Annotated in this window: 19 protein-coding genes and 1 pseudogene; 7 read left to right on the top strand and 13 right to left on the bottom strand. The window is 66.5% G+C overall.

Annotated features, from left to right (window positions below; translation table 11 throughout):
- The 3 genes from AC1DNG_RS19810 to AC1DNG_RS19800 all read left to right on the top strand — a co-directional run.
- A partial coding sequence (locus AC1DNG_RS19810) for an RCC1-like domain-containing protein (RefSeq protein ID WP_476888067.1) occupies positions 1–2,598 on the top strand: 2,598 nt, incomplete at its 5' end.
- Between the two features lie 239 nt (positions 2,599–2,837).
- Positions 2,838–4,355, top strand: a complete 1,518-nt coding sequence (locus AC1DNG_RS19805; protein ID WP_476888066.1) for a CYTH and CHAD domain-containing protein — start codon at positions 2,838–2,840, stop codon at positions 4,353–4,355.
- 172 nt (positions 4,356–4,527) lie between these two features.
- Entirely contained in the window at positions 4,528–5,466 is a 939-nt protein-coding gene (locus tag AC1DNG_RS19800) for a 5'-3' exonuclease (protein ID WP_476873373.1), read from the top strand.
- An 80-nt stretch (positions 5,467–5,546) separates the two neighbouring features.
- On the opposite strand, the gene AC1DNG_RS19795 is transcribed toward AC1DNG_RS19800, so the two are convergent.
- The 9 genes and pseudogenes from AC1DNG_RS19795 to AC1DNG_RS19755 all read right to left on the bottom strand — a co-directional run bounded on the left by AC1DNG_RS19795 (position 5,547) and on the right by AC1DNG_RS19755 (position 10,722).
- Positions 5,547–5,723 (bottom strand): CsbD family protein, encoded by a 177-nt coding sequence (locus AC1DNG_RS19795; RefSeq protein WP_223914801.1) that lies wholly within the window; start codon positions 5,721–5,723, stop codon positions 5,547–5,549.
- Between the two features lie 237 nt (positions 5,724–5,960).
- Positions 5,961–6,566: a PadR family transcriptional regulator gene (locus tag AC1DNG_RS19790; protein ID WP_476849999.1), complete on the bottom strand. Its 606-nt coding sequence runs from the start codon at positions 6,564–6,566 to the stop codon at positions 5,961–5,963.
- A gap of 162 nt (positions 6,567–6,728) precedes the next feature.
- Complete coding sequence (locus tag AC1DNG_RS19785) at positions 6,729–7,643, bottom strand: alpha/beta fold hydrolase (protein WP_476870267.1); 915 nt, start codon at positions 7,641–7,643, stop codon at positions 6,729–6,731.
- Positions 7,644–7,757: 114 nt separating this feature from the next.
- Positions 7,758–8,834 carry a cation diffusion facilitator family transporter gene (locus AC1DNG_RS19780; protein WP_476873372.1) on the bottom strand — a complete coding sequence of 359 codons (1,077 nt, stop codon included), beginning with the start codon at positions 8,832–8,834 and terminating at the stop codon, positions 7,758–7,760.
- Positions 8,831–9,208 (bottom strand): ArsR/SmtB family transcription factor, encoded by a 378-nt coding sequence (locus AC1DNG_RS19775; RefSeq protein ID WP_223914797.1) that lies wholly within the window; start codon positions 9,206–9,208, stop codon positions 8,831–8,833. Before AC1DNG_RS19775 ends, AC1DNG_RS19780 begins: the two co-directional genes overlap by 4 nt.
- A 69-nt stretch (positions 9,209–9,277) precedes the next feature.
- A complete protein-coding gene (locus AC1DNG_RS19770) occupies positions 9,278–9,820 on the bottom strand; it encodes a DinB family protein (RefSeq protein ID WP_476873371.1) in 543 nt (180 codons plus the stop codon).
- Positions 9,821–9,901: 81 nt separating this feature from the next.
- Positions 9,902–10,126: a hypothetical protein gene (locus AC1DNG_RS19765; RefSeq protein WP_476873370.1), complete on the bottom strand. Its 225-nt coding sequence runs from the start codon at positions 10,124–10,126 to the stop codon at positions 9,902–9,904.
- 22 nt (positions 10,127–10,148) lie between these two features.
- Positions 10,149–10,232, bottom strand: a pseudogene (locus tag AC1DNG_RS19760) (YnfA family protein); the annotation flags it as partial.
- A 295-nt stretch (positions 10,233–10,527) separates the two neighbouring features.
- The gene (locus AC1DNG_RS19755) at positions 10,528–10,722 is read right to left on the bottom strand and encodes a three-helix bundle dimerization domain-containing protein (protein WP_476873382.1); all 195 of its coding nucleotides are present in this window, start codon (positions 10,720–10,722) and stop codon (positions 10,528–10,530) included.
- Between the two features lie 307 nt (positions 10,723–11,029).
- Between AC1DNG_RS19755 and arsD the strand changes: the two genes are divergently transcribed.
- Entirely contained in the window at positions 11,030–11,422 is a 393-nt protein-coding gene (gene arsD / locus AC1DNG_RS19750; RefSeq protein WP_476873369.1) for an arsenite efflux transporter metallochaperone ArsD, read from the top strand.
- A gap of 8 nt (positions 11,423–11,430) precedes the next feature.
- Positions 11,431–13,194 carry an arsenical pump-driving ATPase gene (arsA, locus tag AC1DNG_RS19745; RefSeq protein ID WP_476873368.1) on the top strand — a complete coding sequence of 588 codons (1,764 nt, stop codon included), beginning with the start codon at positions 11,431–11,433 and terminating at the stop codon, positions 13,192–13,194.
- A gap of 53 nt (positions 13,195–13,247) precedes the next feature.
- On the opposite strand, the gene AC1DNG_RS19740 is transcribed toward arsA, so the two are convergent.
- The 4 genes from AC1DNG_RS19740 to AC1DNG_RS19725 all read right to left on the bottom strand — a co-directional run bounded on the left by AC1DNG_RS19740 (position 13,248) and on the right by AC1DNG_RS19725 (position 15,273).
- Positions 13,248–13,481 (bottom strand): hypothetical protein, encoded by a 234-nt coding sequence (locus tag AC1DNG_RS19740; protein ID WP_476888065.1) that lies wholly within the window; start codon positions 13,479–13,481, stop codon positions 13,248–13,250.
- A gap of 77 nt (positions 13,482–13,558) precedes the next feature.
- Complete coding sequence (locus tag AC1DNG_RS19735; protein ID WP_476873366.1) at positions 13,559–14,083, bottom strand: N-acetyltransferase family protein; 525 nt, start codon at positions 14,081–14,083, stop codon at positions 13,559–13,561.
- The gene (locus AC1DNG_RS19730) at positions 14,080–14,430 is read right to left on the bottom strand and encodes an ArsR/SmtB family transcription factor (protein WP_476873365.1); all 351 of its coding nucleotides are present in this window, start codon (positions 14,428–14,430) and stop codon (positions 14,080–14,082) included. The genes AC1DNG_RS19735 and AC1DNG_RS19730 overlap by 4 nt, the downstream gene beginning before the upstream one ends.
- 102 nt (positions 14,431–14,532) lie before the next feature.
- Positions 14,533–15,273, bottom strand: coding sequence for an aquaporin (locus AC1DNG_RS19725; RefSeq protein WP_476888064.1), 741 nt, complete (start codon positions 15,271–15,273; stop codon positions 14,533–14,535).
- A gap of 45 nt (positions 15,274–15,318) precedes the next feature.
- Here AC1DNG_RS19725 and AC1DNG_RS19720 point away from each other — a divergent pair, with 45 nt between their 5' ends.
- Together AC1DNG_RS19720 and AC1DNG_RS19715 are read left to right on the top strand one after the other, a co-directional pair.
- Positions 15,319–15,993: an arsenate reductase/protein-tyrosine-phosphatase family protein gene (locus AC1DNG_RS19720; protein WP_476888063.1), complete on the top strand. Its 675-nt coding sequence runs from the start codon at positions 15,319–15,321 to the stop codon at positions 15,991–15,993.
- A gap of 146 nt (positions 15,994–16,139) precedes the next feature.
- Entirely contained in the window at positions 16,140–16,562 is a 423-nt protein-coding gene (locus AC1DNG_RS19715; protein ID WP_476888062.1) for an arsenate reductase ArsC, read from the top strand.
- Positions 16,563–16,570 lie beyond the last annotated feature (8 nt).

Raw genomic sequence — 16,570 nt, 5'->3', positions numbered from 1 at the left:
CCACGGTTGATCGGGTTTATCACCGCCTACGCCTCCGGGACACAGCGGCCCGGTTCGTCCAACGTGAACTTCCTCGCCGGCCAGACAGTCGCGAACTCCGTCACCGTACCGGTCGGCGCCGACGGCAAGGTCACCTTGTTCAACCGCTCYTACGGCACCACGCATCTCATTGCCGACGTCTCCGGCTATTACCTGCCCGGGGCATCCAGAAACTCGGCTCTCACCTGGGGCGACAACCGCTTCAGCCAGCTCGGCAACGGCACGACGCCCTACCGTTCCACCCCGGCTGCCGTGAGCGGGCTGAGGGGAGTCAAAGTCCTTGCAGGGGCCGGGGGTACGAGTTACGCGCTGCTGTCCGACGGGACCCTGCGTGCGTGGGGCTCGAACGAGTACGGCCAGCTCGGCAACGGCACCACCAGCAGCAGCACAACGCCTGTCCAGGTCAGCGGCCTCACCGGCGTAACGTCCATCGCCGCCGACTGGTCCACGGCCTATGCGCTTCTGAAGGACGGGACCGTTCGATCCTGGGGTTCCAACACGAGTGGCGAGCTCGGCAACGGCTCGGTCTACGCGAGCAGCAGTCCCGTCCAGGTCAAGGGCCTCACCGGCGTTACCGCCCTCACCGCAGGCTCCGGCGCCGCCTACGCGCTGCTAAAGGACGGGACCGTCCGGTCCTGGGGCTACAACTGGGGCGGCCAGCTCGGCAACGGCACCACCGCCAACAGCTACGTGCCCGTCCAGGTCAAAGGGCTCACCGGTGTAAGGTCCATCGCTGTCGGGTCGTCCACGGCCTACGCGCTGCTGAACGACGGAACCGTTCGCGCCTGGGGGTTCGACAACGGGGGCCAGCTCGGCAACGGCGGCGGCGCAGACGACGGCCGCACTCCGGTCCAGGTCCAGGGCCTCACCGGGGTCACGACGCTCACGGCTGACGGTGGAGTCACCTACGCGCTGCTGAAAGACGGGACCGTCCGTGCCTGGGGCTATGGCTCGAGCGGCCAGCTCGGCAACGGCACCACCGGCAACAGCAACGTTCCCGTCCAAGTCAAAGGACTCAACGCGGTCGCTTCCATCACGGCCGGAGGAGGTACTGCCTACGCGCGGCTGTTGGACGGGACGGTCCGTGCCTGGGGCGGCAACTGGTACGGCCAGCTCGGCAACGGCACCACCGGCGACAGCAACGTGCCAGTCCAGGTCGACGGGCTCACCGGCGTTAGCGCCGTCACTGCCGCCATCGGCACCGCATACGCGCTGCTAAACGACGGGACAATCCGCGCCTGGGGCGGTAACCGAGTCGGCCAGCTCGGCAACGGCACCCACGCCGACCGCAACATCCCCGGCCCGGTCAAGACGATCTCCGGCGCCACCTCCATCACCGCCACTGCGTTCTCGGTCTTCACTCTGCTCGCGGACGGGACTGTCCGTGCCTGGGGCGACAACTACGACCGGCAGCTCGGCGTCAGTGGCACAGCGCCGTTTAGCAGCTTGCCTGTGGGCATTTCGGGGTTGTCGGGTGTGGCCATGGCCGCACAGGGCGCCGCTACCAAATATGCACTGCTGGCTGACGGCACAGTCTGGGCGTGGGGCAGCAACTCGTACGGCCAGCTCGGCAGCGGCATGGCCATCTACGACTCGAGCGTTCCGGTCCGGGTCCGGGGCATCACCGGAGCCGTGTCGGTCATGGCGGACGGCGGCACTGCCTATGCGCTGCTGGCGGACGGGACCGTCCTGGCGTGGGGAGAGAACTCCAGGGGCCAGCTCGGCAACGGCACAACGACCGACAGCAGCACGCCCGTCCCGGTCCAGGGCCTGGCCGGCGTCAGCTCCATCACGGCGAGCAACGGCACCGCCTACGCGCGGCTGTTGGACGGAACCGTCCGCGCGTGGGGCGGCAATCAATTCGGCCAGCTCGGCGACGGCACGACGGAGCGCCGCAGCATCCCCGTCCAGGCCAAGGGTCTCAGCGGGGTGACGTCGTTGAAGGTCAGCCTGTCAGAGTATGTGGTGGTCTATGCGGTGCTGCGCGACGGTACCGTCCGCGCCTGGGGGAGCGGCACTTCCGGTGAGCTCGGCACCGGCACGATGACCGACAGCACAGTGCCGGTCCAGGTCGCCGGCCTCGCCGGCGTGGCCTCCATCGCGACGGGCAAAGGCACCGCCTACGCACTGCTGAAGGACGGAACGGTCCGCGTCTGGGGCAGCGGCGGGTACGGCCAGCTCGGCAACGGCACCAACGACGACGCCGGCACGCCTATCCCGGTCAAGGGCATTATTGGGGCCGCCTCCATCGCGGCAGGCGAGTCCGCCGCCTACGCGCTGCTGCGCGACGGCACCGTCCGCGCCTGGGGCAACAATAGGCTCGGCGAGCTCGGTGACGGCACCACCAGCTACACCGGTGCCCCCGTCCAGGTCAAAGGACTTACGGGCGTCACATCCATCACGGTCAACGGACGCGCAATATTCGCTTTGATGAGCGACAAATCCGTCCGGGCCTGGGGTGCAAGCCCCCATGGGCAGCTCGGCAACGGCACCACTGCCGGCACGAGCACCCCCGTCGAGGTCCCCGGTCTCGCTGGTGTTGCGAGCCTCTGGCCCTAGGTGAAGCCGCGACGGACGTTGTCAACGGCCGGCCCGCCATAGGCGGTCTGGTGACCGATTCGCGCAGAGCCTAGAATCGGGCTAGGCGCACCGGGCCAAGGCACCGGCCGGACACGCCCGCCGGAGATCATGTCCATGTTCCAGCGGTGCCGATAGGGGAGGCCCGCCATGGCGGTCATCAACAGGCCCATCAGTTCGCTGCCGCGGGAACGCGCGTCCCGCGGGGAGTCCTGACCGCCATGGACACCACGGGAAAACTTGAAACGGAACAAAAGTACGACGCCGGGACCTCTGCGGCGCTGCCGGATCTGCAGGAAATCGAGAGTGTGGACCACGTCGCGGAGCCTGTGACGGATCAGCTTGAGGCTGCGTACTTCGATACTCCGGCCCTGGTCCTCGCGGCACGGCGCATCACCCTGCGGCGCCGCACGGGCGGGGCGGACGAGGGCTGGCACCTCAAGCTTCCCGCCGGGGCGGACCAGCGGGAGGAGATCCATGCGCCGCTGGGGCAGCCGGAGACCGTTCCGGAAGAACTGTCCGACCATCTGCAGGTCCTCATGCGGGGCGACGAACTCGTGCCCGTCGCCCGGCTGAGTACGCGGCGCACCACCTACCGGCTTTACGGGCCGGGCGGTGAGCATTTGGCCGACTTCGCCGACGACCACGTTCATGCCGAGGCCCTGCGGCCGCCGGGGCCGGCCGTCGACTGGCGTGAATGGGAGCTCGAACTCGTCCACGGCACAGCGGGGCTCTTTGAGGCTGCCGCCGCAACTCTGACGGCTACCGGAGCCGGCCACTCCGCTTATCCTTCCAAGATCGCCCGTGCCCTGGGCGATGCCTGGCCGGCCGAGTTCAGTCCCCGGACTCCAAAGCCCCGGAAGAAGGGACCGGCGGTCGACGTCGTGACCGCCTATTTAGACGCGCGGATTGGCGACTTCATCGCCAATGATCCGGGTGTGCGGACGGGCACACCGGATTCCGTCCACAAGATGCGCTCCGCGACCCGCCGGGCGCGCTCCGCCCTGGCCACCTACCGCAAACTCTTCAAACGCTCAGCGGTGCGGGAACTCCAGGCTGAACTGAAGTGGCTGGGCCAGGTCCTGGGTCCGGCCCGCGATGCCGAAGTCATGCTGGAGCGGCTTCGCCAGCACATCCTGGAGCTCCCGGAAGAACAGAGGTCCGGCCTCTTGGCCCAGATGATCGATCAGGAGCTGGTCGCAGCCCACGACGCAGGCTACAGAAACGTCCTGGAGACCCTCCGGACCGGCCGCTACTTCCGTCTCCTGGGCTCCCTGGAGGACTTCCGGGACCACCCGCCTGCCAAGCCACGCGCCTTCCGGCCCGCGCGCAAGGTGACGGCCAAGCTGGTCAACAAGGCCGCAAAGCGGGTGGAGCGTGCCCGGAAGGCCGTCAAAGGCTCGGCCGACACGGCCGCGCGCGACACAGCGCTGCATGAGGTCCGAAAAGACGCCAAGCGCCTCCGCCACGCGGGTGAGTCGGTCTTGGAGATCCACGGCAAGCGCGCCGCCAAACTCACCAAAGCGGCCGGACGGCTCCAGACAGTGCTCGGCGACCATCAGGACAGTGTCATGGCGACCGCCCTCCTGCGCGGACTCGCGGCCACCCCGGACCGGCCCGCCGATACCGACCTCGGCTTCGAGGGTTTGCTGGAGATGGAAGAACGCATTGCCCGGAAGACGGAGAACAAAGCCCGCAAGGCAGGGAAGAAGCTTCGCCGCTTGCGGCTGCGACCCTGATCCTGGACGCGTCGAGTGCTGCATCGCCGTCGATGAAGCTGAGGACCTCGCGGCCGTGTTCGTTCATGCCCAGTGCCTGGGGGACCTCAGCGACGCCAGCATTACTTTGTGCCCTCCGAAGATGGACCGTGACGTTCCACCGCCAGCGGGCGCATCCGTGTCAGGATCAGTCATGACCGACCGCCTGATGCTCCTCGACACCGCGTCGCTGTACTTTCGCGCGTTCTACGGCGTGCCCGACACGATCCGCCGCGCCGACGGCACCCCGGTAAACGCTGTTCGCGGGCTGCTCGACATGATCGCACGGCTCACCACCGACTACGGTGCGACGCATCTCGTCGCGTGCTGGGACGACGATTGGCGCCCGCAGTGGCGGGTAGACCTCATCCCGAGCTACAAGGCGCATCGGGTCGCCGAGGAGGTGGCAGGCGCCCCCGATGTGGAGGTGGTGCCGGACGCGCTCGAGGCGCAGATTCCGATGATCCGCCGCGTGCTCGAGCTCGCCGGCATCGCCGTCGTCGGGGCTGCCGACCACGAGGCCGACGACGTCATCGGCACCTACGCCAGCCACGCCGAGCTTCCGGTCGACGTGGTGACGGGCGACCGCGACCTCTTCCAGATCGTCGACGACGCCCGTCAGGTGCGGGTGGTCTACACCGCGCGCGGCATGAAGAACCTCGAAGTCCTGACCGACGCCGACGTCGTCGGCAAGTACCGTGTGCTGCCCGTGCAGTATGCCGACTACGCGACCCTGCGCGGCGACACCTCCGACGGGCTGCCAGGCGTCGCCGGCATCGGGGAGAAGACGGCCGCGTCGCTGCTCGGCGAGTACGGCACGCTCGACGGGCTGCTCGCGGCTGCCGCGGACGCAGCGAGTGGGCTGTCCACCGCAGTGCGGTCCAAACTCGCCGCGGCGGCGGACTACCTCACGGTCGCGCCCACCGTCGTGAAGATCGTGCGAGACCTGGAACTGCCGACGCTTGAGGAGGCAGGCGCGCAGTTGCACCCTGTCTCCGGCGGTTCGCGGGCCGAGCTTGAGCGTCTCGCCAAAGAATGGAACCTCGGCGGTTCGGTCAGCCGGCTCCTTGAGGCATTCGACCTGCGTCGCTAGGGAAGTCCCTGGGGTGTGTGGGCGAATGCCGGGGCGAAGGCGCGATCCGGACCGCACCTCCGCCCTCCGGCGGCCTGTTTTCAGTGTTTCTTGAAAGCGTCCTTGACCTTTTCGCCGGCCTGCTTCAGGTCTGCTTTGACCTGATGGCTCTTGCCCTCGGCCTTCATCTTGTCGTCGCCGGTGGCTTTGCCGGCCGCCTCTTTGCCTTTGCCGTGGAGTTTCTCGGCGGCATTGTGGATCTTGTCACTCAGGCCCATGATGAACCTCCTTATTTGTGTCGCCCCCGCGACGTGAATGCCATGGAGGCCACACTTAATTGTAGGGACGGAACCGTGGAAAGCGGGGGCCGTTTGGGTTGGTCCGGGCCATTCCCGGCGTCGGGACAGCAATCCAGGTCAGGCGATCACGGTTCCAGAGTACAAATGCCGAGATCCGGAGTTATTCGGGCACGGACCATTGGCAGCGGTGGCAGTGCGCCGGCAGAAGCGGCGGTGTTAGTCGGCAAGAATGCGGTAGAGCGCGCGGCGGGTGTCATCGATTACCGTCATTGCGGCACTGCGTTGTTCCTCGGTTGCCGAGAAGCGGAATTGGTGGATGACTCCCATGAGTTTTCCGACGCTTTGGTGAAACGCCGGCCCGGATCCCTCCGGGTCGGTGTTCCAGGCGTTCCCCAGCTCCTCGGCGTGATCGGCCACGTAGGCCTTGCCCGCATCGGTGAGGGTGAACTCGGTGCGCCGGCCATCGCCTACGGGCGCAATGAGCTCTTCATCGACGAGCTGCTGGAGCGTCGGGTAGACGGACCCCGGGCTCGGACGCCAGGCGCCCGAGGTTTTTTCCGCAATGGTCTTGATCAGCCCGTAGCCGTTGGACGGTGATTCGGCCAAGAGGGACAGAATCGCCGAACGAACATCGCCCCTGCTGGCCCGCCGCGACCCGCCGGGGCCAAAACCCGGGCCAAAACCCGGTCCGAAGCCCGGTCCAAACCCGCGGCCCGGTCCGAAACCACCGTGTCCGTGGGGGCCGCGGCGGCTCCTGCCGCGCCCGAAGCGTGCCTGGGCGGGTCCGCCGTCCGTGAATTTTTCGTCATGCATGCCTTTCATAGCGGCATCGACCTTCCCAATCAGTTGAAATCAATAATGGTCGCCGATTGTTCGGCGATAATTAACGATATATCGGTGAGTATCGGCGGTCAAGAGTCGATTCACCCCGGCGTCCGTTGACGCCCGGACGCTGCCAGCCGCTGCCAGCCGCTGCCGTACAGGTCACGGATACAGCAGGTCATCGAGCAGCCGTTGCACATGCTCGGGCCGTTCGATGTTCGCGAAGTGGCCGCAATGCGGGAGTGTCACCATCTGGACGCGTGGGATTATCGCGGCCAGCCGGAGCAGGTCAGAGGGTGGAGTGAACACATCGCTGTCCCCGCGAGTCGCGAGCACTGGACACAAAATGCCCCGCCACTGGCCAAAATCGTAGTGCGCCGCGGCCCGGGCTGCCGCGGAGAAACCGGCCGGCCGGGCGTCCTCGCCAAGCCCTCGAAGCACCCCCGCGGAGATGGATGCGGGTTCTGCGAAAAACGGGGACAACAGCGGCCGCATCACGGCGGTGGACCCGATTGCACGGACCAGTGCGGGCCCTGCCGGGCCGAGGGCTGCCGCGGCGCGCATGGCCAGCAGCATGCCCAGAAACATCGGGAACCGGAACAGGCTGCGCAGTGGCTTGCCGGCCGCTTCGGACACGCCGAACGTGGTCGCCGAAATCGCGGTCACGCTGGCGGTCCGCCCGGGCCACGCCGCGGCGATGTGCAATGCCAGGAAGCCTCCCATGGAGTGGCCCACCAGGTTCCACCGCCGGTAGCCGAGCGAGGTCAAAGTACCGGTGACGGCGCGTGCCATGGCTTCGATGCTCAAATTCGCCATCCGGGCGTCCTGCGTGGACTCGCCCCAGCCCGGCAGGTCTATCAGCACCCGGTCATGTGCCACTGCCGGGTGAAGAAGCTCCCGGAAGGACGTCCAGGAGCCCGCGGCGCCGTGGAGGTAGACATCCGCCGTCCCGGATACGGCGTGCGGGCCCCCGGTGCCTTCCTGGACATGCACCGTGCAGGGGCCCAGCTCGGTGGCAAGGGTGCGCCGCCGCAGCGTGGCAGCCCCCGTACTTGCGGTTTCCTGCTGAACACCCATGGTCACCTTCTGTTCGTGGTCTTTGAAGGTGATTCGGAGCGGCGGGGGTGCAGGACCGGACGCGAGGCTCGAGGCGGTGGAGGCCGGTGCGGATCAGGGCCTCCGAGGCCGCCGTTATCCGTGGCTCGGGGGAGGCGGTGGTCCGGCCGTCGCGGCCTGGCCGAACGTGGGGACCGTTGTCACGGATCCCAAGTTCGGGAGTGCGTGGCGGGTGGCGTGCTCGATTTCGTCGTGGATTGTGGCAAGTTCGCCCAGGTCGGTGATCGTGGTCAGGGGGATGGAGACCTCGACGTGAAGCCGGTGGCCGGACCAGCGCAGCCGGGATGTTGCGCCCGCGGGGGCGTGGGCAGTGACAACCGCCGCCAGGCGTTCCGTAAGGTTCGGGTCCACGCCGTCCATGAGCCTGCGCCCGATGTCGCGAATGGTTCCCCAGAGGAGCACGGCGATGGCTGCGGAGATGAGCAGGCCCACGATCGGATCTGCAAGCGGAAATCCGAGCCATATGCCGATGACTCCGGCGACGACGGCCAGCGAGGTGAAGCCGTCGGTGCGGGCATGAATGCCATCGGCGACGAGCGCGGCGGACCCGATCCGCCGTCCCACGCGGATCCTGTAGATCGCGACCAGTTCGTTGCCGGCAAAGCCCACGAGGCCGGCGGCGAGCACCCAGCCCAGGTTCTGGACGGGTTGGGGTTCGAAGAAGCGCCGGATGGATTCGACGGCGGCCACCACGGCGGAGAGCGCGATCATCGCCACAATGAACAGCCCTGCGAGGTCCTCGGCGCGGCCGAAACCGTAGGTGTACGTCCGGGTCGCGCGGCGGCGTCCGAGCAGAAAGGCGATCCACAGCGGAACGGCGGTCAGGGCATCGGAAAAATTGTGGACCGTGTCCGCCAGCAACGCCACGGAGCCACTGATGAGGACGATGACCAGCTGGAACAGCGACGTGGCCCCCAGTCCGAGCAGGGAGACCTTGACGGCGCGAATGCCCTGGGAACTTGTCTCCAGGACGGAGTCGATCGAGTCGGCCGAGTCATGGGAGTGGGGCACGAAGAGCTCCTGCAGCCACCCCCTGAAACCGGTCGCGTGGACATGGCCGTGCGGGGCGTGGTCGTGGTGATGGCCGTCGTCGTGGGCATGTCCGTGCGCGTGCGGGTGGACATCGTGGCCGGGGTGCGGGGGCCGGTTCATGCGCCGGCCTCCCTTGTGGGGCTGTGCGGGGCTGTGCTGTGATGCGGGGCCGTGCCGAGGGTGTGTTCGGCCTGGTGGATGGCGTCGGCCACGAGCTGCCAGGCGTGCCCGTCCTGCAGGCGGTAGTAGACCTTGGTGCCTTCCTGGCGGGTGGCTACCATGCGCGCCAGCCGCATCTTGGCCAGATGCTGGGAGACCGCAGCCGCCGATTTCCCGGCCTTTTCGGCCAGCACGTTGACGGGCAGTTCACCGTGGCGCAGAGCCAGGATGAGCCTGACCCGGGTGGCGTCGGCCAGCATGGCAAACACCTCCACGGCCAGCTCGACGTACTGGCTGTCCGCGGTGAGCGCGCAAGCCTTATTATCTGCATTCATACGCAGATACTTACATATAACCCCGCTCCACTCAAGACGATCGAATCAACGGGATACCGTTAGTGGCCATCAGGACGATTCCGGCGCGTCCGGATGCCGAAGGCTCAACTGCTTGGCGTGGAAGTCGAAATGAAGCGTGGGGTAGGCGTAAACATCGTTGAGCGTCATCAGCGGCGTGAAGAACGGGTCCCACCTGTCGGGGAACGGCATCGACCTGGCGAGGGACTGCGGGTTCTCATGGTCGAGCCGGCGGGAGAGCGCGGCGATGGTTTTATCCAGTTTCCGGCTCATCCTGCGCCTGTTGTAGACGAGGGCGGCGGCCCGGGAGCCCCAGTAGTTCACCACATCAAAAGGACCGGTGCCCGCGTTGAGGACAGCAGCGAATGCCCGGCCCGCCGGGCGGGGGAGCCGGCTGACGACGTGGACCAGCGGAAGCAGGGCACGGACCACCATGTAGCCGAAGACCATGTGGAAGAGCAGTTCCTCGTTGGTCCAGCGGGTGCCCGTACTTTTGCGGCCGAGGTCCTTGGGCGCCGCGTCCTGCAGCAGGGCGTCGAGGTGGCGGCGGGCGCGGCTGTACCCGGCCAGGATTTCGTCCATCGTCGGCTCCACAATGTGCCCTTCGCAGTCTCACGCCTTCAGTCGTGCCCTCATTATGTCCCGCGTCGATCAGCCTCACGGGCAGCGGGTCTCTCAGCTGGTTCTGGAGGGCCTGAGCCTCCGAATGCCTCCGGCAGCGGCGAGGATGGCGGCCGTGGCGGCTGCAGCGGTCATGGCGTACGCCATGCTCGTGTATGTCCCGAGCCAGGCAGCCAGCACGGGTCCCGCCGCCGGGGCGACGGCCGTGACAGCTGTGAGGGGTGCCGCGAACAGTCCCTGCAAAGTGCCAAGATTCTGGGTTCCCCAGCGGTCAGCCATGATGGTGGCCTGCAGCACCAGGCACGGCCTGCCACACCATCCAAGCGCCGCCTATCTCAGCGACAGCGGCCAGGATGAACAGCGGCACCGACTTTGCAATGGTCATGATCCTCATCATGCCGCACGTTTGTAGACAGCCCACGACAGCCCAGACCCTGGAATCGCATACGCCTCTCCGAGGAGGTCGCTCAGCCAGCGTGGAATATTCACCAGTCCCGCGTGATCCCCTCCACACCGCTGAAAACGGGCTCAACTACGGCGCCAAGAAGTCACGGCGTTCACCGCAGCAGACGTTAACATCATGCAGCTGTCGCCGCCGTCGAGCTACAGCGGGCAAGCCGGCCACTCCCAATTTTCGACCCCCACGGCGCGGAGACGCCCCTGGACCGCTGAAACTGACTTCAGGGTCCTTCTACGGGCCGGGCAGTGGACTCCCGGTTGATTCTGTTCCCGGCCCCGCGTTCGAGCAGAGTCGGGATACAGGTCCGGATCCGGCCGGAAGCCAGCTGGTCATACTCTTCCGTCGCGACTCTGGCGACCAGGGTACGGGGTGCGTCGGGGTGCCGGGCGATTATCCGGGCTGTGATGGCCTCGATGGTGTCCTGCTTTTCCGCGTCGTCTATGAAATCAGTCTGACGCCGGGCATCGGAGGCGTCTATCAGCTCGCTTACAACGATGTGTATGGCACGGTGTGTCGCCCCGTAGCGACTCGACCCTTCCTCGAAAACTGTCGATCGTCGTCAACGTCACCTCCTCCACTCTTTTGTGTATCGATGATTGTCGATATACTGAGAAGAGAGTCGCAATCTCGCTGGTGGTGTCCGTGTCGGATGAGCGCCTGAATGAGTGGGGCTCCGTGTTTCGGTATCGCATCGAACCACCCCGAAAGCCGAGGAGAACAACATGCCTGCTATCCGAATCTACGAATCCGCTCTCTGCTGTGACACCGGGGTCTGCGGGCCTGACGTGGACCAGTCCCTGGTGGATGTGACCGCGGATGTGCGACACCTCCAGGGCCTCGGTGCAGACATTGCCCGCCACAACCTGGCCAGCGAACCTTCTGCTTTCGCGGAGGACGAAACGGTCCGCGGGTTCATGCACCTGGTCGGATCCAAGGGCCTTCCGCTCACTATCGTCGACGGCGTGACGGTCGCCACCGGAACCTACCCCAGCAGGGGACAGTTGTTGACTTTCGCCGGACTGGGCGAAGCCGCCGTTGAACCGCAGTCCCGCCCGGAACTTGGCCTGAGTGAAAAGTCCGGCGGCTGCTGCGGCGGCTCAGCGAGCTGCGGCTAGGCCACGGCGTGAAGTTTCTTGAGAACGCCCCCCGTTTCCTGTTCTTCACCGGCAAGGGCGGAGTGGGCAAGACCTCCGTGGCGTGCGCGACAGCGCTCACACTCGCCAAGTCCGGTAAGAAGGTCTTGCTGGTCAGTACCGACCCCGCATCCAATGTCGGGCAGGTCTTCGGCGTGACCATCGGGAACACCGTCACGCCCATCCAGGATGCGCCCGGCCTATCGGCCCTGGAAATTGACCCGGAGCAGGCCGCCGAGGCGTACCGGGAGCGGATCATCGCGCCCGTCCGGGGCCTCCTGCCCGAGTCTGAGCTGGTCGGCATCGCCGAGAGTCTCTCGGGCTCATGCACCACGGAGATCGCCTCCTTCGATGAGTTCACCAACCTGCTCGCCGACGACAGTTCCTATGGGGAGTATGACCACATCGTCTTCGACACGGCGCCGACGGGCCACACCATCCGGCTTCTTCAGCTGCCCGGTTCGTGGACCGATTTCCTGGCCGCCGGCAAGGGAGACCCGTCCTGCCTGGGCCCGTTGTCCGGACTGGAGAAGCACAAGCAGGTTTACGCCAAGGCGGTCGATGCCCTCACCGACCCGGCGAGGACCCGGCTTGTCCTGGTCAGCCGCGCGCAGACATCGTCACTGAGCGAAATTGAGCGGACGTATCTCGAACTCAACCAGATCGGGATCGGTGGAGGTTACGTCGTCGTCAACGGCGTCCTCCCGCCCGCCGCCGGCGACGAGGACCTGGCACAGGCGTTGCGGGCCCGGGAGGCCGCCGCCATCGCGGCCATTCCCGAGGCGGTCGCCTCACTTCCGCGCGACATCTTGGATCTGAAGCCGGGCAATATGGTCGGCATTCCGGCTCTCGAGTCCCTGTTCACGGCCACTTCCGGCGCCGACATCACTGATGACGCCGCGCTGGCCGCCGAGGTTGAAGACGCCCCGCTGGCCGCCCTGGTGAACGAAGTGGAGCCCGACGGCCACGGCCTGGTGATGTGCATGGGCAAGGGCGGCGTCGGGAAGACCACCGTCGCTGCCGCCATTGCGGTTGCCCTGGCCAAACGCGGGCATGCGGTCCACCTCACCACGACCGATCCCGCAGCGCACCTCACCGAGACACTCCACGGCTCGATCCCGGGTCTGACGGTCTCCCGTATCGATCCTGAAGCGGCCATCGAGGAATATCGAAGCCACGTGATGGAGACCAAGGGCCGGAACCTGGACGATGACGGTCGCGCGGCCCTGGCCGAGGACCTGTTGTCGCCCTGCACCGACGAGGTGGCCGTGTTCCGGCAGTTCTCCAAGGTGGTCCAGGAATCCCGCCGGCACTTTGTCGTGATCGATACGGCACCGACCGGCCATACGCTGCTGCTCCTGGACGCCACCGGTTCGTACCACCGGGAGATCTCCCGTCAGGTCGGCGACACCATGGGATTCGTGACGCCGCTGATGCGGCTTCAGGACCCGGCACAGACCAAGGTCGTTCTCGTCACGCTGGCCGAAACGACGCCCGTGCTCGAAGCCGAAGAGCTGCAGGGTGACCTGAAGAGGGCCGGCATCCATCCGTGGGCCTGGGTCATCAACAATTCGATCGCCGCCGCGCACCCGCAGACGCCGTTTCTGCAGGCCCGCGCCGCGAGCGAAATCGAACAGATCGCGAAGGTGCACACCCTGGCGGACAGGGTGGCCCTCATTCCGCTCCTGCCCGAAGAACCCACCGGTGAAGAGAAGTTGTCTGCCCTGACCGCACTCAGCACCCAGCCCGCCTGACCCGCCTCAGCGGCCCCGCTGCACCGTGTGCGGCGGGGCCGTTGCCCTCCCGGCTAGCCGCCCAGGCGCTGAGCCAGCAGGGCTTCGATGTCCCGGGCGGTAGCGTCCAGCCTGGCGATCGTGTCGCGCTGGATCGATCGCAGGTACTCGGCATCCGACTCGCCGTCCTGCACCCAGTCCTCGTCGCCCGGAGAGTCCATCGCCTGGCGCGTGTTGGCAGTTGCCGTCCTGATGTTCTCCAGCATCGCGCGCAACCGGGCCTCGGTGGCGGGGGTCTCGGCATTCATGATGTCCTCCTTGGTTGCGGTCGCGTAGTCAGCTCCCACGGACTACTTTCGCCGCCGCCGCCCTGGCAGCACAAGAACTAAAGGACCCGCGTGCGCCGTTCGATCAGCACGGTGTCCTTCCATTGGCCGGCAGCAGGGCCGTGGGCCATCCGGGCAATCTTCTCCCGCCGTCCCACCACCCTGAAGCCGTGGGCAAGGTGCAGCCTCATGCTCGGCTCGTTCTCCGGAAAAACGCTCGCCTGGATCGTCCAGATGCCCCCGCTTTCCGTCGAGTCGACCAACGCCTCGAGCAGGAGTGTCCCTATCCGCCCACCGCGGGCTGCCTCGGAAACGTAGATGGAGTGTTCCACGACACCGGAGTACGCCGGGCGCCCGGAAACGGCGGAGACCGCCGCCCAGCCGAGGACCCCGCCGGTGAGCGCCTCCGCCACGATCCGGTGGGTGGGGAGGCGGGATTCGTCGAAACGGCGCCAATCCGGTGCCTCAACCTCGAACGTGGCCTGACCCGTCGCGATTCCCTCAACGTAGATCCGCCGGACCTCGGGCCAATCGGATTCCCGCAACGGCCGGACAATGACGTCAGGCGCCGAACCCTGATTCACAGAGACGCCAGCAGGCCGGCCGTCTGCTCCAACGCCCCCGGGACCAGGGAGTAGTAGGCCCATGTGCCGCGCTTCTCGCGATGCAGCAGGCCCGCATCAACCAGGATCTTCAAGTGATGAGAAACGGTAGGCTGGCCCAGATCCAGCGGCTCGGTCAGGTCGCACACACAGGATTCACCGGAGGCTTCGGCCTTGACGATGGAGAGCAGCCGCAGCCGGTTCGGATCAGCCAGCGCCTTAAAAACCAGGGCCTTCTGCTTCGCCTCCTCAGCGCCCAGGGCAGGCGTTCCCGCCGGGGCGCAGCAGGTTTCATCCGTGGCCGGTTCGAGGATAGACAGCGGGTTCATATACCCATTATGCCCCGATATTGACAGTCATCAATATAAAGCTGCACCGGGCCTTGTTCGGGTGCGGGCGCAGATGGTCACTCCTCCAACTTCACGCGGATGCTACGAGTTGGCCGGTTCGGAGCTGTGCGCCAGGGCGATGTCATCCGCGGCGCGGCCCGCGGAGGGAAACAAGACGAGGAGGATGCCCACGCCTGCCGCCGCGCCGACCAGCTGCGCTACGACGAAGCCGGGAACTGACGCCGGTGCAATTCCGGCGAAGGTGTCGCTGAAGATGCGGCCGACTGTCACGGCCGGGTTCGCGAACGACGTCGAGGACGTGAACCAGTATGCGGCGCCGATGTAGGCGCCCACCGCGGGAGCTGCGAGGACGCCCCGGTTGGTGGCGGCCAGGGCGAAAATCAGCAGAACGAGACCTGCGGTAGCGACGACCTCGCCGAGGAGATGCCCGGGGGTTGCCCGGTCCTTGCCCGAAATGGAGGTGCCCACGTCAAACATGGCGTTCGCCACAACGCTGCCGCTGATCGCACCCACTGTCTGCGCAACGATGTACGTGCCAAGTTCCGGCAGAGGCAGGCCGGCACCGCTGCGCCGGCCCAGCACAAAGTCCACCAGCGAGACAACGGGGTTGAAGTGGGCGCCGCTGACGGGACCGAATACGAGGATAAGGACCGTCAGGCCCAGCACCGTGGCGGTGCTGTTCTGGAGCAGCTGCAGGCCGACGTCATTGGGAGAAAGCTGCTGGGCAGCGATCCCGGAGCCGACGACGATCATCACGAGCAAACTGGTGCCGAGCAGCTCGGCGACGGCACGGCGCCACAGCGGCGGTTGTTGAGAAGTCATGCCAACAGCTTGACTCAAGATATTTGCTCAGTCAAAATTGAACCAATGAATACTGACTCAGTTGAAGTCTTTCGGGCGCGGGTCGCCAAGCACGCGGCCCTCGCCGACCCCGCGCGACTGCGCATCGTTGACCTGCTGACCCTGGGAGACCTTTCCCCCACGGAGCTGCAGGCTGAACTCGGAATGCCGTCAAACCTACTGTCCCACCACCTGCGCACGCTGGAAGGCGCGGGCTTGGCCATCCGCCACCGCTCGGAGGCAGATAAGCGCCGCAGCTACATCCGGCTCGCCGCCGGGGCTCTGGAGGGCCTGGTGCCCGGCCGCGAACACGGGGCCCGCCGCGTCCTCTTCGTCTGCACCCGGAACAGCGCACGGTCCCAGCTGGCCGTCGCACTCTGGAACCAGGTCAGCGAAATCCCCTCGACCTCGGCAGGTACGCACCCCGCGGACCGCATCGCCTCAGGCGCCATTGACGTCGCCCGCCGCCACGGCGTCGCTCTCGCAGACCTTCCCCCGCGCCGACTGGATGAAGTGGCGGACGATGAAGACTTCGTCGTGACCGTGTGCGATAACGCCCACGAGGAAATCCCCAACCTCCGCGGGATCCACTGGTCCGTCCCGGATCCGCTCCGGCTGAACACCGAGGACGCCTTCGAGTGCGCCTTCGCTGACATCGCCCGCCGCATCAGCGACCTCGCACCCCGACTGCACGCCGCCTAACCCAAAACCCGTCTATATTGACAAGTATCGATCTATTGTTCGATACTTCATGCATCGACAAACATCAATGTCTAGTCAGTAAACGGGTGCGGGACACGACCTCATCAAAAACCGATCCACACCCAACTGATACCAGGAGAAACCCCGTGAGCACCGAAACCGCCAAGAAGCCCTCCGTCCTGTTCGTCTGCGTCCACAACGCCGGCCGCTCCCAGATGGCCGCAGCCTTCCTCACCACCCTGTCCCAGGGCGCCATCGAGGTCCGCTCCGCCGGCTCCCAGCCCGCCGATAAGGTCAACCCCGCAGCCGTCGAGGCCATGGCGGAACTTGGCATCGACATGTCCGCCGAGATCCCCAAGGTCCTCACCACCGAAGCCGTCAAGGAGTCCGACGTCGTGATCACCATGGGCTGCGGCGACACCTGCCCGATCTTCCCCGGCAAGCGCTACGAGGACTGGGAACTCGAAGACCCCGCCGGCCAGGGCGTAGATTCCGTCCGCCCGATCCGCGACGAGATCAAGACCCGCATCGAGGATCTGATCGTATCCCTGACCCCCGCCGGAAAGTAGAAGCAGCC

The organism is Arthrobacter sp. 01T425 (genome assembly GCF_056398725.1).
Note: the sequence above shows the minus strand (reverse complement) of the source record. Positions and strands in the feature narration are given on the sequence as shown.